This is a genomic window from Primorskyibacter sedentarius, from assembly GCF_004342065.1.
Lineage (GTDB): Bacteria > Pseudomonadota > Alphaproteobacteria > Rhodobacterales > Rhodobacteraceae > Primorskyibacter > Primorskyibacter sedentarius.
The window spans coordinates 630,497-644,889 of the sequence record NZ_SLZU01000001.1 but is presented as its reverse complement, the minus strand read 5'-3'; the positions used below and the strand labels follow the sequence as shown (position 1 = coordinate 644,889).

The window sequence follows — 14,393 nt, the reverse complement described above, 5'->3', positions numbered from 1 at the left end:
CAAGATTTTGCGTATTCGTCAAAACACTCTAAGCATGTTGCTAGGTTGGGAAGCCTCTGCTACATCCGCGCTGATTTAGTCGTCCCGGACCGATCCGGGGCACCAACACCCCCGGAAGAAGTGCTCCTCGTGGGCAGGGTTCGGGGCAAAGATATCGGAAGGGTGGACGTGTCTGAATCAGCTTCGATTTCCTCCGGCATCGCCGAACGCTACGCGAAAGCGGTGTTCGAGATCGCCAAGGAGACTAACGGGCTTGCCCAGCTTGAAGGCAATCTGGATGAGCTACATGGGGTCCTGCAAAGCAGCAGCGACCTGCGCGCGCTCGTCACATCGCCGATCTACGGCCGCGAAGATCAGGGCCGCGCGATTGATGCGATAGCCAAGAAGGCAGGGCTGATGCCCGTCATGCAGAACGTGCTGAGCCTGATGGCATCCAAGCGCCGTCTGTTCGTGGTTCCGGCAATGATCGAGCAGCTGCGTGAGATGATTGCCGATGAGAAGGGCGAAGTGACCGCAGAGGTGGTTTCCGCCCAGGCGCTGTCCCCTGCTCAGGCAGAAGAACTTTCCAAGACGCTCAAGGCCCAGGTGGGCAAGGACGTCAAAATCAATGCGACCGTCGATGAAAGCCTCATCGGCGGTCTTGTCGTCAAGGTGGGCTCGAAGATGATCGACACGTCGATCCGCTCCAAGCTCAATTCCCTCCAGAATGCAATGAAAGAGGTCGGATAAATGGGTATCCAAGCAGCCGAGATTTCTGCGATCCTAAAGGAGCAGATCAAGAACTTTGGCCAGGAAGCCGAAGTCGCCGAAGTGGGCCGCGTGCTCTCTGTCGGCGACGGTATTGCGCGGGTCTACGGCCTCGACAATGTTCAGGCCGGCGAGATGGTCGAATTCCCCGGTGGCATCCAGGGCATGGCGCTGAACCTTGAATCCGACAACGTCGGTGTCGTTATCTTCGGCTCTGACCAGGACATCAAGGAAGGCGACACGGTCAAGCGAACCAAGTCCATCGTGGACGTGCCAATCGGCGACGAGCTTCTTGGCCGCGTTGTGGACGGTCTTGGTAACCCGCTGGACGGCAAGGGCCCGATCAATGCATCCAAGCGCGGCGTTGCCGACGTCAAGGCGCCCGGCATCATCCCGCGTAAGTCGGTCCACGAACCGATGGCAACCGGCCTGAAATCGGTCGACGCGATGATCCCGATCGGCCGTGGCCAGCGAGAGCTGATCATTGGCGACCGTCAGACCGGTAAAACCGCTGTCGCACTCGACGCGGTTCTGAACCAGAAATCCTATAACGACGCTGCTGGCGATGATGAGGGCAAGAAGCTCTACTGCGTCTACGTCGCGATCGGCCAGAAGCGGTCCACCGTTGCCCAGCTGGTGAAAAAGCTCGAAGAAACCGGCGCGATGGAATATTCCATCGTTGTTGCGGCCACCGCGTCCGACCCGGCGCCGATGCAGTTCCTGGCGCCGTATTCCGCGACCGCCATGGCAGAGCATTTCCGCGACAACGGCCGCCACGCCCTGATCATCTATGATGACCTTTCCAAACAGGCCGTGTCCTACCGTCAGATGTCCCTGCTTCTGCGCCGCCCGCCGGGCCGCGAAGCATACCCGGGCGACGTTTTCTACCTCCACTCCCGCCTGCTGGAGCGCTCTGCAAAGCTGAACGAAGACTTCGGCGCAGGTTCGCTGACGGCTCTGCCGATCATCGAAACCCAGGGCGGCGACGTTTCGGCGTTCATTCCGACCAACGTGATCTCGATCACCGACGGCCAGATCTTCCTTGAAACCGAACTGTTCTATCAGGGCATCCGTCCTGCCGTGAACACCGGTCTGTCGGTGTCTCGTGTGGGTTCGTCCGCTCAGACCAACTCGATGAAATCTGTTGCGGGTCCGGTGAAACTGGAGCTGGCTCAGTACCGCGAAATGGCGGCCTTTGCGCAGTTCGGTTCCGACCTTGATGCCGCCACTCAGCAGTTGCTGAACCGTGGTGCGCGCCTGACAGAGCTGATGAAGCAGCCGCAGTATTCGCCGCTGACCAACGCGGAAATCGTCTGCGTGATCTTCGCCGGCACCAAGGGCTATCTCGACAAGATCGCCGTCAAGGACGTCGGTCGTTTCGAGCAGGGTCTGCTGCAGCACCTGCGCGGCAAGCATTCTGATCTGCTGGACTTCATCACCAAGGAAGATCCGAAGATCAAGGGCGAAGCCGAAGACAAGATCCGTGCCGCTCTGGACGAATACGCCGCAGACTTCGCATAAGAAGGAGATAGGCCTATGCCGAGTCTCAAGGACCTGAAAAACAGGATCGAGTCGGTCAAATCGACCCGCAAGATCACCAAGGCCATGCAGATGGTCGCCGCGGCAAAACTGCGCCGTGCGCAGGACTCTGCCGAGGCGGCCCGTCCCTATGCCGAGCGCTTCAATGAAGTGCTCGGACAGCTGGCGGCCTCTGTGGCTGGATCGGATTCCGCGCCGCTTTTGCTGCGCGGAACCGGCAAGGACGACGTGCATCTGCTCGTTGTCATGACGGCAGAGCGCGGTCTTTGCGGTGGCTTCAACGCCAATATCGCAAAGCTGGCAAAGCAGCATGCTTCGGAATTGCTTGCCAAAGGCAAGACGGTGAAGATCATCACCGTCGGCAAGAAGGGTCGCGACGCCATCAAGCGCGACTTCGGCAACCTGTTCATCGAGCATGTAGACATGAGCGAGATCAAGCGCGTGGGCTATGCCGATGCGCAGGGTATCGCGAAGAACATCCTGTCGCGCTTTGATGAGGGCGAATTCGACGTGGCGACGATCTTCTTCTCGGAGTTCGTCAACGTGGTCACGCAGATCCCGACCGCTCAGCAGATCATCCCGGCCAAGTTCGATGTCGCCGAGGATGAGGGGGCCGCAACTGTATACGAATACGAGCCCAGCGAAGAGGCGATCCTTGCCGACCTGCTGCCGCGCGGCGTGGCAACCCAGATCTTCGCAGCTCTGCTTGAAAACGGCGCCAGCGAACAGGGTGCACGGATGTCCGCCATGGACAACGCGACCCGCAACGCAGGCGAGATGATCGACAAGTTGACCATCGAGTTCAACCGTTCGCGTCAAGCCGTCATCACAAACGAGCTTATCGAAATTATCTCGGGCGCCGAGGCGCTCTAAGGAACCGGAGACGAAACATGGCAAACGCAAAAGGCAAAATCACTCAGGTGATCGGCGCCGTTGTCGACGTGCAGTTCAGCGATGAACTGCCGCAGATTCTGAACGCACTGACCACCGACAACAATGGTAAGACACTGGTTCTGGAAGTTGCACAGCACCTGGGCGAGGGCACCGTTCGTACCATCGCGATGGATGCGACCGAAGGTCTGGTTCGCGGCCAGGAAGTGATCGACACCGACGGTCAGATCCAGATGCCGGTTGGCACCGCGACCCTCGGCCGGATCCTGAACGTCACCGGTGACCCAGTTGACGAAAAGGGCCCCGTAGATTCCAGCGAAACCCGCGCGATCCACGGCGAGGCACCCAGCTTTGCAGAGCAGTCCACCGAAACCGAGATCCTGGTGACAGGTATCAAGGTCATCGACCTTCTGGCGCCCTACACCAAGGGTGGTAAAATTGGCCTGTTCGGCGGTGCCGGCGTGGGCAAGACGGTTCTCATCATGGAACTGATCAACAACATCGCCAAAGTGCACTCTGGCCTGTCGGTTTTCGCCGGCGTGGGCGAGCGGACGCGTGAAGGCAACGACCTTTACCACGAGATGATCGAATCCGGCGTTATCGTGCCCGACAACCTGTCGGAGTCGAAGATTTCGCTGGTTTACGGTCAGATGAACGAGCCTCCCGGTGCGCGTATGCGGATCGCCCTGTCGGGTCTGACCCTGGCCGAGCAGTTCCGTGACGAATCCGGTTCGGACGTTCTGTTCTTTGTCGACAACATCTTCCGCTTCACGCAGGCGGGTTCCGAGGTTTCGGCCCTTCTTGGCCGTATTCCTTCCGCTGTGGGCTACCAGCCGACACTGGCAACCGACATGGGCGCCATGCAGGAACGCATCGCATCGACCAAAGCCGGTTCGATCACGTCGGTTCAGGCCGTCTACGTTCCCGCGGACGACCTTACTGACCCCGCGCCTGCAACGTCATTTGCGCACCTCGACGCGACAACCGTTCTTAGCCGTGCGATCTCCGAGCTGGGCATCTACCCGGCGGTTGACCCGCTCGACTCGACATCGCGCCTGCTCGACCCTGCCGTTATCGGTGAAGAGCACTACAAGGTTGCGACCGATGTTCAGCAGATCCTTCAGCGCTACAAGTCGCTGCAGGACATCATCGCGATCCTCGGGATGGACGAACTGTCTGAAGAAGACAAACTGACCGTTGCCCGCGCCCGTAAGATCCAGCGTTTCCTCTCGCAGCCGTTCGACGTTGCGAAAGTGTTCACCGGTTCTGACGGTGTGCAGGTTCCGCTGGAAGAAACGATCGCGTCCTTCAAGGCCGTGGTTGCCGGCGAATACGATCACCTCCCCGAGGGCGCCTTCTATATGGTTGGCGGCATCGACGAGGTGAAGGCCAAGGCAGAGCGCATGGCCGCAGACGCCGCCTAATCGGAAGTGCTTGTGGGGGGCCTGTGCCCCCCGCGCCTGACAGGAGGCCCAAATGGCTGAAACTATGCAATTCAATCTGGTAAGCCCGGAACGCAGCCTGATGTCGGGTCCCGTGCTGTCGGTAGAGATCCCTGGCGCCGATGGCGACCTGACGGCCCTGCCGAACCACGCGCCGACCCTGACCACCTTGCGCCCCGGCATCCTGACGGTTCAGACCGAAAAGGGTTCCGAGGAATATATCGTAACCGGTGGCTTTGCCGAACTGGGCGAAGGCGTCACGATCCTTGCTGAAAAGGCATTGCCCCGCGGTGATGTCGACCAAGACACTTACGAGGCGCTGGTTGACGAGGCGCACGTGGCCTATGGCAAAGCCAAGGAAGTCTTCAAGAACGAGCCCGGTCCCGTCGATGACGCGGTCAAGCTGCTGCATGACATGGTGGCAATCGGTGGCAAGATCGGTCTTGACCCAAAACAGCCGTCGCTCTGATCCCAGAGTGATATCTGAAATAACAAGGGGCTCCGCTTTGGCGGGGCCCCTTTGCTTTGGTGGTAACACCTTCCGGCTTGCGAATGGCAAAGCGCTGCGGTCCTTATGACCCCTTCGGACAGTCGCTGCGAAGCGACCTCCCAAAGAGCAAAGGCAATCTTGCTGTCACAACAGTCCGGGAAAGCCCCTGCACAGGCTTGGGCGGCAGGGCGATGAAAAGCGCTCAAACATGGGCGCTCCCCTGAGATCAGGCGTAGTACATGCCTTCATAGATCGGGGTCAGGGTTTCGGTTTCAAACAGGGACGAGACCGAGGTGCCATTCCAGATGTTCAGGATGGCTTGCGCAAACATCGGTGCCGTCGGCACGATACGGATATTGGGCGCACCCTTGACCTGATCCGTGGGTTGGATCGAATCCGTGATCACCAGTGATTTCATCACCGATTTGGTGATCCGATCAACGGCCGGCCCGGACAGGACACCATGGGTGATGTAGGAATGCACTTCGGTTGCACCGTGATCCATCAACACTTCGGCTGCTTTGCAGAGCGTTCCGGCGGTGTCGCAGATGTCATCCACGATGATGCATTTCTTGCCGCTGACGTCGCCGATCACCGTCATCTCGGCAATTTCGCCCGGTTTCTCGCGGCGTTTGTCAACGATGGAGAGCGGCGCGTTGATCCGCTTGGCCAGCTCGCGTGCGCGCGCCACACCGCCAACGTCAGGGGAGACGATCATCACATCGCCAAGCTGGTCCTTGAACTGGTGCATGATATCGAGCGCGAAGATCGGGCTGGCATAGAGGTTATCAACCGGAATGTCGAAGAAACCTTGGATCTGCGCGGCATGCAGGTCCATTGTCAGAACCCGCTCGATGCCCGCTTCGACGATCATGTTCGCCACCAGCTTGGACGAAATCGGCGTGCGCGCCTTGGATCGGCGATCTTGCCGGGCATAGCCGAAATAGGGGATCACTGCGGTGATACGTGCCGCGCTGGACCGACGCAGCGCATCGGCCATGATCAAGAGCTCCATCAGGTTGTCATTGGCCGGGTTGGAAGTCGGCTGAATGATGAACATGTCTTCGCCGCGCACATTCTCGTAAACCTCGACAAAGATTTCCTGATCGTTGAACCGTTCCACCCGCGCATCCACAAGGCCGACATTCATCCCGCGGTGCATGGACATGCGCCGGGCAATGGCTTTGGCTAGGGGCAGGTTGGCATTGCCCGAGATAAGCTTGGGTTCGATGATCGAGGCCATGTGAGGGAAGCTCCGCGCAAGTCGTTGATGTCAGATTCGTGACGTTGCGCACCGCTTAGCACGCGGTTACGGTCCCGCAAAGCTGCTCAGTCCCGGGAGAGACCAAATGGCCCATATCGACTACTTCTTTACGACGCTTTCGCCGTATTCCTACCTCGCCGGGCTGCGGCTGGAGGAGGTCGCGCAAAAACATGGCGCGACAATCACCTACAAGCCTTTCGATCTTATCGCGGCGTTCGGGCGAACTGGGGGCACGCCACCGATGCAGCGACACGAGTCCCGTCAGGTCCTGCGCGCGCAAGAGATTGTGCGGCAGGCGAAGAAGCTTGGCATGCCGATCAATCTGAAACCGGCGCATTGGCCGACCAATGCCGCGCCTTCGGGATATGCGATCATTGCGGCCCAGAACGCCGGGGGTGGCGATCTGGGCGCGCTGGTTCATTCGCTTATGCGGGCGTGCTGGGCGGAAGAGCGTGACATTGCGCAGGATGACGTGATCCGCGACTGTCTGGAAAAGGCAGGCTTCGATCCGGCGCTTGCCGATACGGGCCTTCTGGCAGGCGCCGAAACCTATGCGGCGAACCTGGAAGAGGCGGTCAGCCGCGGTGTCTTTGGCGCGCCGTTCTACATCACCGACAATGACCAGCGCTTCTGGGGGCAGGACCGCGTCGGGGATCTGGACCTGCACCTGGCGGGCAAGCTCTAGCTTTCGGGCGCTTTCTTTTGCCCGACCTTGGGTTCTGTGCCCGCGCGCAGCCGGGAAATGTTGGCGCTGTGTCGCAGGTAGACCAGCGCGGTCAAAAGAAGCGCCAGCACAAAGATCCGCCACGGTCCCAGGATCAGCACCCAGAGGGGGGAGCTTGCCGCAGCGGCCAGCGCGCCCACCGAAGAGATGCGGAAAATGGCGAATGCTGCGGCCCATGTGGCGCAGCACGCCAGACCGACCGGCCACGCCAGCGCCAGCATCAGGCCCAGAAAGGTTGCCACGCCCTTGCCACCGCGAAAGCCCAGCCAGACCGGCCAGCAATGGCCTATGAAGGCTGCAAGGCCCGCGACCTGCGCCGCGTCCTCGCCTGCCAGAAGGCGGGCGATCAGCACCGCAACCGCTCCCTTGGCCCCATCCAGCAACAGGGTCGCCAGAGCCGCGCCTTTGTTGCCCGTGCGCAGGACATTGGTCGCGCCGATATTGCCAGAGCCGATTTCCCGCAGGTTGCCAAGGTTCATGGCGCGCGTGATGACCATGCCGAAGGGGACAGAACCCAGCAGGTAGCCAAGCGCGGCCCAAGCCAGAAGAATCGCGACCGAATGCTCTATGACTGGCATCATTCTCTCCCGTAGACCTGCTGACCGCCAACGTAGGTTGCGAGTACCTTGCCCTGCATTCGCTGGCCGTCAAAGGGGGTATTGCGCGATTTCGACCGCAACGTGTAGCGGTCCATCACGAAGGGCGCATCGGGGTCGAAGAGCACCAGGTCGGCAGGCGCGCCATTCGCCAGCCGCCCACATGCCAGCCCCAGCCGTTTCGCCGGGTTCAGCGCCAGCGCGCGGAAGAGCGTCGGCAGATCCAGATGCCCGGCATGGACCAGCCGAAGTGCTGCGGGCAGCAGCGTTTCCAGCCCCACGGCGCCAGAGGCGGCCTCTTCGTAAGGAAGACGCTTGGATTCCTCGTCCTGCGGCGTGTGCATCGAACTTAGCGTGTCGATCAGGCCAGAGGCCAGCGCCTCGACCACGGCCAGCCTGTCATTCTCGGACCGCAGGGGCGGTTTCAGCTTGAAGAACGTGCGATAATCGGCGACGTCGAGCTCGTTCAGCGTCAGGTGATGGATCGAGGCTCCCGCCGTGATGTCCAACCCGTTCTGGCGGGCGCGTTCCAGCGCGGGCAGGGCGCGGGCGGTGGTGATCTGGTCGGCGTGATAGCGCGCACCGGTCATTTCCAGCAGGGCGATATCGCGGTCCAGCCCCATACGCTCGGCCATGGGCGAAACAGCGGGCAGGCCACGCAGCGATGCGAACTTGCCAGAGGTGACCGCAGCGCCCGCCGACAATGTCGGTTCCTGAGGGTGGCCGACCACCAAAGCGCCAAGGCTGCGGGCATAGGTCAGCGCACGTTGCAGCACCTTGGTGTTGCGGACCACGTGATCGCAATCGGAAAAGGCCACCGCACCGGCATCAAGCAGGAAGCCGATTTCGGTCATCTCGTGCCCTTCACGCCCCTTGGTCAGGGCGGCCATGGGCAGGACATTGACGGGCGCGGCCTCATTGGCGCGGCGGCGGATGAATTCCAGCGTTTCAGGCGTGTCGATGGCGGGCAGCGTATCGGGTCGGGTGATGATCGTGGTCACACCACCGGCCGCGGCGGCCAGACCGGCAGAGCCAAAGCTCTCCTTGTGGCGTTCACCCGGCTCGCAAACTTTCACACCCAGATCGACAATACCGGGGGCAAGGCATTTGCCGTTGCAATCGATCATCTCTGCCGCGCGGGTCTTCGCGGCGGCGATCTCGGCACTGTTGGTCATGACCGCGCCGATGGCACCGTTTTCGATCAGCACCGCGCCCGTGTCATCGGTGCCCGTTTCAGGGTTGATCAGGCGGGCATTCCACAGAAGTGTTGTCATTCGTTGTCTTCCCATGCCGCACCGGGCAACCACGCCACCGTCATTTGCCAGCCCCGGAAAATCCCAGCACAATGGCAATGATCGCGGCCAGGACCATAAGCACAAGCGTCACTTTCAGAACCATGGGCAGCGCCGGTTTGACCGGTTCGGCAGTGCCCCCGGCAGAGGCCTGCCCCTGCGCGGTGGCCACATGCAATTGCTCCATCGTGCTGCGGGGGCTTTCCTGGCGAAGCGTCGCGATCCAGCGCAGGGGCGCGCGCGGCTCTACCGTGACGGCCTGCCCTGAAAAGGCACGGGAGCCGACGATCAATACACGCTCCTGTATCGAATCGAGATGGCTGCGCAGCGGGGCAACCTCCTCTTCTGCAATGCCGTACCCTTCGATCAAAAGCCCACTCAGCCCCAGTTCGTCAAGATCACGCGGGTTGACGACTTCCATGTAGCGGCGGTCCATTCGCGTGAACGGGGCGCTTACGCTGGTCGCATTCAGCGTAACGATGGGTGGCCAGTCGCCCTCGGCATCTTCCAGAAACTCCCTGCGCTGCGCTTCTTCCGGCAGGTCGATCAGAAAGAGGCGGACTACCTCTGCCTCATGTGCAGAAATCTCGAAACGGTCGCTCATGCCATTACCTCCTTTGGGAGGGAACGTAGGTTGCGTGCCAGGATGTCCATTGCAGCCATGCGCACGGCCACGCCCATTTCGACCTGCTCCTGAATGACCGAACGGTTGATATCATCGGCAATTGTGCCGTCGATTTCGACGCCTCTGTTCATCGGGCCGGGATGCATGACAATGGCGTCGGGTTTGGCATGGGCCAGCTTTTCCGCATCCAGCCCGTAACGGTGGTAATATTCGCGCTCGGACGGGATAAAGCCGCCATCCATGCGTTCCTTCTGAAGCCGCAGCATCATGACCACATCAACATCGCGCAGGCCTTCGGCCATGTCCTCATAGACCTCTACTCCGAACTCAGCGATGCCCGAGGGCATCAGCGTGGGCGGGCCGATCAGCTTGACCCGGTTTTCCATCTTGCCCAGCAGCAGGATGTTGGAGCGCGCCACGCGGCTATGGGCGATGTCACCGCAGATCGCAATGCTCAGCCGGTGCAGCCGCCCCTTGGCGCGGCGGATGGTCAGCGCATCCAAAAGCGCCTGGGTCGGGTGTTCGTGCTTTCCGTCGCCCGCGTTCAGAACCGCGCAGTTCACCTTTTGCGACAGAAGATCCACCGCGCCGGAATGCGGATGCCGGACGACCAGAAGGTCAGGGTGCATGGCATTCAGGGTCAGCGCCGTGTCGATCAGCGTCTCGCCCTTCTTGATAGAGGACGCCTGCATCGACATGTTCATCACATCCGCACCAAGCCGCATGCCCGCCAGTTCGAAACTGGCCTGCGTGCGGGTTGAGTTTTCGAAGAACATGTTGATCTGGGTGAGACCCGCCAGAGCATCGCCATGTTTGGCGCGTCCGCGGTTCAGGTCGACGTAACGCTCTGCCAGGTCGAGGATCATGGTGATCTCGTCCGGGGCGAGCGGCTCTATCCCCAGAAGATGCTTATGTGAAAAGCGCATGGCCAGGCTCCCTGCCGTGTCCTTGGCGCTTATAGGAAGTGGCGACACGGGCGGCAAGACCCGGCGCGGCATCTTCCCCCTGCGCGGGCGCGGCAGTAGGGTGGGCGCATGGATTCGGCAATGGAATGGCATAGGGCGCGGGCACTGCTGCAATGGCAGGTAGAGCTGGGCGCGACAGAGGCGGTCTGCGACACGCCGATCAACCGCTATGAGGTGGCCGCAGCACCTGCGCCGACAGTGGCAAAGCCTGCCGCGGCAACCGGGCCGGTTGCGGTTCCGCAGTCCCCGCAGATTGATCCTGAGGCGGAGGCGCGGGTCGCTGCATCCGGTGCCGCCGATCTGGAGGCGCTTCGCGCGGCGATGCAGAGCTTCGAGCATTGCGAGTTGAAACGCGGTGCCCGCCAGCTGGTCTTTGCGGATGGTGTGGCGGGCGCGCGCGTGATGATCGTGGGCGAAGCGCCGGGCCGTGACGAGGATTTGCAGGGCAAGCCTTTCGTTGGCCGTGCCGGGCAATTGCTGGACAGGATGGTGGGCGCGATCGGCCTTGATCGCAAGGCGGTTCAGGCAAGGGATGCGGTCTACATCACCAATGTCCTGCCGTGGCGCCCGCCGCGCAACCGCGACCCGGAACGCGACGAAATCGCGATGATGCTGCCGTTTCTGGAACGCCATATCGCCCTGGCGCAGCCCGAGATCCTGATCGCGATGGGCAATATTTCCTGTCAGGCGCTGTTGGGTCGGCGGGGCATCAGCCGTCTGCGCGGGGGCTGGACAGAGGCGTTCGGCCTGCCGCTTATGCCGATGTTCCACCCGGCCTATCTGTTGCGCACGCCGGAAGCCAAGCGCGACACATGGGCGGACCTGCTGGAAGTGGATGCAAAGTTGAAAGGGCGCGGATGAGCAAGATTGACGAGTCCAGAACCTTCGTGCCGGTGCGCATCGCGGTTCTGACCGTTTCGGACAGCCGTAATCTGCAGGACGACCGCTCTGGCGACACGCTTGTGGCGCGGATCACGGCAGCCGGGCACGAGGTGGCCGACCGCAAGATCATTCGCGATGAACGCGGGGAAATCGCTTTGCAGCTGCGGGAGTGGTGTGCCGATCCGGACATCGATGTGGTGATTTCCACGGGCGGCACCGGGTTGACCGGGCGCGATGTGACCGTCGAGGCGCATCGCGATGTCTATGAGAAGGAGATCGAGGCTTTCGGGACGGTGTTCACGATCATCTCCATGAAGAAGATCGGCACCAGCGCCGTGCAAAGCCGTGCCACGGGTGGCGTGGCGCAGGGGACGTACCTGTTCGCCCTGCCGGGCAGTCCGGGGGCGTGCAAGGATGCGTGGGACGAGATCCTCGCCTACCAGCTCGACCTGCGGCACAGGCCGTGCAACTTCGTGGAAATCATGCCGCGGCTGGACGAGCATTTGCGGCGCAAATAGGCCACATTCGGTTGCCCCTGCCAGCGGAGTGTTCTTGCAAACTTGCCCCTCGCTGACCGACGAAGCGCCCTCAATTCAGGGACAAGATCATGCGCCCGACAAGCAAAGTCACTGGCAGGGTGATGAAGCTCAGCAAGGTTTGGGTTGTGATGATGGCCGCCATCAAGGGCGCGTCTCCCCCCATCTCGCGCGCGAGCGTATAGCTGGCAACACCGGTGGGAAGTGCCGCGAAGATCAGTGCCACCTCGATCGCCAAGGGATCGGGGGTCAGCACCAGCGCCGCGATCACCACTGCGGCAGGGTTGATCAGGAATTTTCCGACCGTTGAAAACCCGATCGCCCGGCGTGATCCGCTCAGACCGCGGAGTTTGAGATTGGCGCCAACGCATAGCAGCATGATCGGCAGCGCCGCGCTGCCCAGAATGCGGGCGATTTCATGCAGGACAGGCACCTCTTTCATGCCCAGAACGTTGAAAAGCGCGCCTGCGCAGATACTCAGAATCAGGGGGTTTTTTATCAGGCCGCGCAAGACTGTCTTGCCATTCCCGCCCAGTTGCCGGGTCATCAGCGTGACGACGGTCACGTTCACCACCGGCACCAGAAAGGCCGACCCCAGCACTGCAACCTGCAACCCTTCCGCCCCGAACAGCGCCTCGGCAATCGCCAGCGCAACGAATGTGTTGAACCGCGCACTGCCTTGCAGAAGCGAGCTTGCCTGCGGCGCGGGCATGCCCCGGCTCAGAACCCAGCCGCACAGGATGGCGCAGAAAAAACCGGCATAGAGCAGAATGGCATAGTCCCCAAGCCCGCCGCTCAGATCCGCGGCCGAGATTTTCGCGAAGAAGAGCGCGGGCATCAGAACCCAATAGACCAGACGGTCGTTGAGGTTCCAGAATTCGGTCGAAGGGATGCCCCCGCGCCGTAACCCGTAGCCCATCAATATGAGGGCGAAAACCGGAGCAATGGCCAGAAAGGTTGTCAGCATGTGCGGGGCGCCTTGTGGGAATGTCGAAGGACTATGTGACATTTTTGGGCGATGCAACGGGCGAGGGCGGCCCGGTTTAGCCTGAAGGCAAGATCGGGGCGGGCTTCAAAACGCTTTGGCCATCACGCGCCCTCAATTGATTTGGCGCAATGGCAATCAGCGTGTCTGCTGTAAGATGAGTCGTGCAGCCAGAAGGGGGAAATTCGATGACACGGTATTTGCTGATCCTGATATCGGCCTTGCTTGCAGGCCCCGTCCTCGCCGAAGAGGGCACCGCTTTCTTCAACCTGGGCGGCGATGTCTTTCGCGCCGGGCAGGCGGTAAGCCACGAAGATTCCGGGGCGGACGATCTTTTCATGGCGGGCGAGAAAGTGACGACCCGCGCCGACGTCTCTGGCACCGCGCATCTGGCGGGCCGCGAGGTTACGCTGGAGGGCGCAGTTGGGGGCGATGCCTACCTGGCGGGCGATAATATCCACGTTACAGGCAGCGTCGCTGGCGATTTGACGATGATTGGGCGCGATCTGACCGCTGGCGATGTCTCCGGGGATCTGCGGGCAGCGGGACAAACCGTCAACCTGACAGGAAACATAGGCGGCTACGCCATGATCGCCGGAGAGCACGTCACCGTGAATGCGAGCGTGGCCGGGGACGTGAGCCTCGCCGCAGAGACTGTTGACTGGGGCGAAGACACCGTAATCGCCGGGCGGCTGATACTCTATGAAGAAGAGCCGGGGGAGATTGACGTGCCAGTGAGCGTTGCATCGGCCGATCGGGTCGAGCGGCGTGAAATCGACGATTGGGACGGTCCGCAGGCGCCCGGATGGGGGCGGGCCATTCTTTGGTTCATCACGGGTGTGATCGTCGTGGCGGCGCTTGCGGCGCTGATTGCCGCGCTGGTCCCCGGACGGCTTGCCGAGATGCGAAAACAACTGCTTGCGCGGCCGTTCCGGACCCTCTGGCTGGGTTTTCTCGCGCAGTCCACCGTGATTGGCGCTGCCGTTCTATTCGCGATGACGATCATCGGCCTTCTGCTGAGCCCCGCAATGGTGATGCTGGCCCTGATCGGTGGCTTTGCGGGCTATGTGGTGTCGGCCTACTCTTTCGGTGTGGGGCTGCTGTTGGCCTTTGGCACCAAAGAGCCCGACAGTATCGGGGACCGCGCGCTTGCTGCGGCTGTCGGGGCGCTTGCGGCGGGTGTCATCGGCCTCATCCCCTTCTTGGGATGGCTGTTCGTGCTCGCATTGGTGCTCGCCGGGGTCGGGGCCATCACAGAACGGGTCATCCGGCCGGTGTTTTTCGCTGCGGGTGACCTGAAGGAGTAACGGGCGGGCTGCTTGTTCCCTGCAGAATCCGCAACTCGCTGACTGGGGAAAGGCCTGCGGCTTAGTTCAATCACGGCGGTTTGGGGGCGGCAAGTTAACGCAGCGTTC

At 61.5% G+C, this 14,393-nt stretch carries 15 protein-coding genes; 9 read left to right on the top strand and 6 right to left on the bottom strand.

All coding sequences use genetic code 11. The features are described from left to right. Positions 1 to 162: 162 nt before the first annotated feature. From EDD52_RS02965 to EDD52_RS02945, 5 genes are read left to right on the top strand one after another with little or no spacing between them, the layout of a single operon-like run. On the top strand, positions 163 to 729 hold the full coding sequence (locus tag EDD52_RS02965) for a F0F1 ATP synthase subunit delta (RefSeq protein ID WP_132241636.1): 567 nt from the start codon (positions 163 to 165) through the stop codon (positions 727 to 729). Then, positions 730 to 2,268: a F0F1 ATP synthase subunit alpha gene (gene atpA / locus EDD52_RS02960; RefSeq protein WP_132241634.1), complete on the top strand. Its 1,539-nt coding sequence runs from the start codon at positions 730 to 732 to the stop codon at positions 2,266 to 2,268. Between the two features lie 15 nt (positions 2,269 to 2,283). Beyond that, positions 2,284 to 3,159, top strand: coding sequence for a F0F1 ATP synthase subunit gamma (locus EDD52_RS02955; protein ID WP_132241632.1), 876 nt, complete (start codon positions 2,284 to 2,286; stop codon positions 3,157 to 3,159). Positions 3,160 to 3,176: 17 nt separating this feature from the next. Continuing rightward, the gene (atpD, locus tag EDD52_RS02950; protein ID WP_132241630.1) at positions 3,177 to 4,601 is read left to right on the top strand and encodes a F0F1 ATP synthase subunit beta; all 1,425 of its coding nucleotides are present in this window, start codon (positions 3,177 to 3,179) and stop codon (positions 4,599 to 4,601) included. A 52-nt stretch (positions 4,602 to 4,653) separates the two neighbouring features. Continuing rightward, positions 4,654 to 5,088: a F0F1 ATP synthase subunit epsilon gene (locus EDD52_RS02945; protein WP_132241628.1), complete on the top strand. Its 435-nt coding sequence runs from the start codon at positions 4,654 to 4,656 to the stop codon at positions 5,086 to 5,088. 247 nt (positions 5,089 to 5,335) lie between these two features. Here the strand turns inward: EDD52_RS02945 and EDD52_RS02940 are convergent, their stop codons facing one another. Beyond that, positions 5,336 to 6,352 carry a ribose-phosphate pyrophosphokinase gene (locus tag EDD52_RS02940; protein ID WP_132241626.1) on the bottom strand — a complete coding sequence of 339 codons (1,017 nt, stop codon included), beginning with the start codon at positions 6,350 to 6,352 and terminating at the stop codon, positions 5,336 to 5,338. A 106-nt stretch (positions 6,353 to 6,458) separates the two neighbouring features. Here EDD52_RS02940 and EDD52_RS02935 point away from each other — a divergent pair, with 106 nt between their 5' ends. Continuing rightward, the gene (locus EDD52_RS02935) at positions 6,459 to 7,058 is read left to right on the top strand and encodes a 2-hydroxychromene-2-carboxylate isomerase (protein ID WP_132241624.1); all 600 of its coding nucleotides are present in this window, start codon (positions 6,459 to 6,461) and stop codon (positions 7,056 to 7,058) included. Here EDD52_RS02935 and plsY read toward each other — a convergent pair. From plsY to EDD52_RS02915, 4 genes are read right to left on the bottom strand one after another with little or no spacing between them, the layout of a single operon-like run. Beyond that, positions 7,055 to 7,675 carry a glycerol-3-phosphate 1-O-acyltransferase PlsY gene (gene plsY, locus EDD52_RS02930; RefSeq protein ID WP_132241622.1) on the bottom strand — a complete coding sequence of 207 codons (621 nt, stop codon included), beginning with the start codon at positions 7,673 to 7,675 and terminating at the stop codon, positions 7,055 to 7,057. The genes EDD52_RS02935 and plsY overlap by 4 nt on opposite strands. Beyond that, on the bottom strand, positions 7,675 to 8,967 hold the full coding sequence (gene pyrC / locus EDD52_RS02925) for a dihydroorotase (protein ID WP_132241620.1): 1,293 nt from the start codon (positions 8,965 to 8,967) through the stop codon (positions 7,675 to 7,677). Before pyrC ends, plsY begins: the two co-directional genes overlap by 1 nt. A gap of 40 nt (positions 8,968 to 9,007) precedes the next feature. Further along, positions 9,008 to 9,589, bottom strand: a complete 582-nt coding sequence (locus EDD52_RS02920) for a hypothetical protein (protein WP_132241618.1) — start codon at positions 9,587 to 9,589, stop codon at positions 9,008 to 9,010. Then, a complete protein-coding gene (locus EDD52_RS02915; RefSeq protein ID WP_132241616.1) occupies positions 9,586 to 10,536 on the bottom strand; it encodes an aspartate carbamoyltransferase catalytic subunit in 951 nt (316 codons plus the stop codon). The genes EDD52_RS02920 and EDD52_RS02915 overlap by 4 nt, the downstream gene beginning before the upstream one ends. Positions 10,537 to 10,644: 108 nt before the next feature. Between EDD52_RS02915 and EDD52_RS02910 the strand changes: the two genes are divergently transcribed. Both EDD52_RS02910 and moaB read left to right on the top strand, forming a co-directional pair. Continuing rightward, on the top strand, positions 10,645 to 11,436 hold the full coding sequence (locus EDD52_RS02910; protein ID WP_132241614.1) for a uracil-DNA glycosylase: 792 nt from the start codon (positions 10,645 to 10,647) through the stop codon (positions 11,434 to 11,436). Beyond that, complete coding sequence (gene moaB / locus EDD52_RS02905) at positions 11,433 to 11,975, top strand: molybdenum cofactor biosynthesis protein B (RefSeq protein WP_132241612.1); 543 nt, start codon at positions 11,433 to 11,435, stop codon at positions 11,973 to 11,975. The genes EDD52_RS02910 and moaB overlap by 4 nt, the downstream gene beginning before the upstream one ends. A 70-nt stretch (positions 11,976 to 12,045) precedes the next feature. Here the strand turns inward: moaB and EDD52_RS02900 are convergent, their stop codons facing one another. Further along, complete coding sequence (locus tag EDD52_RS02900) at positions 12,046 to 12,960, bottom strand: AEC family transporter (protein WP_132241610.1); 915 nt, start codon at positions 12,958 to 12,960, stop codon at positions 12,046 to 12,048. A gap of 206 nt (positions 12,961 to 13,166) precedes the next feature. Here EDD52_RS02900 and EDD52_RS02895 point away from each other — a divergent pair, with 206 nt between their 5' ends. Then, positions 13,167 to 14,285 (top strand): DUF8173 domain-containing protein, encoded by a 1,119-nt coding sequence (locus tag EDD52_RS02895; RefSeq protein WP_132241608.1) that lies wholly within the window; start codon positions 13,167 to 13,169, stop codon positions 14,283 to 14,285. The last annotated feature ends 108 nt before the right edge of the window (positions 14,286 to 14,393 follow it).

Excerpts from the sequence above, each read along its gene's own strand:
- atpA (WP_132241634.1), top strand. The coding sequence starts at position 730 with ATGGGTATCCAAGCAGCCGAGATTTCTGCGATCCTAAAGGAGCAGATC.
- EDD52_RS02955 (WP_132241632.1), top strand. The coding sequence starts at position 2,284 with ATGCCGAGTCTCAAGGACCTGAAAAACAGGATCGAGTCGGTCAAATCG.
- atpD (WP_132241630.1), top strand. The coding sequence starts at position 3,177 with ATGGCAAACGCAAAAGGCAAAATCACTCAGGTGATCGGCGCCGTTGTC.
- EDD52_RS02945 (WP_132241628.1), top strand. The coding sequence starts at position 4,654 with ATGGCTGAAACTATGCAATTCAATCTGGTAAGCCCGGAACGCAGCCTG.
- EDD52_RS02940 (WP_132241626.1), bottom strand. The coding sequence starts at position 6,352 with ATGGCCTCGATCATCGAACCCAAGCTTATCTCGGGCAATGCCAACCTG.
- EDD52_RS02935 (WP_132241624.1), top strand. The coding sequence starts at position 6,459 with ATGGCCCATATCGACTACTTCTTTACGACGCTTTCGCCGTATTCCTAC.
- plsY (WP_132241622.1), bottom strand. The coding sequence starts at position 7,675 with ATGCCAGTCATAGAGCATTCGGTCGCGATTCTTCTGGCTTGGGCCGCG.
- pyrC (WP_132241620.1), bottom strand. The coding sequence starts at position 8,967 with ATGACAACACTTCTGTGGAATGCCCGCCTGATCAACCCTGAAACGGGC.
- EDD52_RS02920 (WP_132241618.1), bottom strand. The coding sequence starts at position 9,589 with ATGAGCGACCGTTTCGAGATTTCTGCACATGAGGCAGAGGTAGTCCGC.
- EDD52_RS02915 (WP_132241616.1), bottom strand. The coding sequence starts at position 10,536 with ATGCGCTTTTCACATAAGCATCTTCTGGGGATAGAGCCGCTCGCCCCG.
- EDD52_RS02910 (WP_132241614.1), top strand. The coding sequence starts at position 10,645 with ATGGATTCGGCAATGGAATGGCATAGGGCGCGGGCACTGCTGCAATGG.
- moaB (WP_132241612.1), top strand. The coding sequence starts at position 11,433 with ATGAGCAAGATTGACGAGTCCAGAACCTTCGTGCCGGTGCGCATCGCG.
- EDD52_RS02900 (WP_132241610.1), bottom strand. The coding sequence starts at position 12,960 with ATGCTGACAACCTTTCTGGCCATTGCTCCGGTTTTCGCCCTCATATTG.
- EDD52_RS02895 (WP_132241608.1), top strand. The coding sequence starts at position 13,167 with ATGACACGGTATTTGCTGATCCTGATATCGGCCTTGCTTGCAGGCCCC.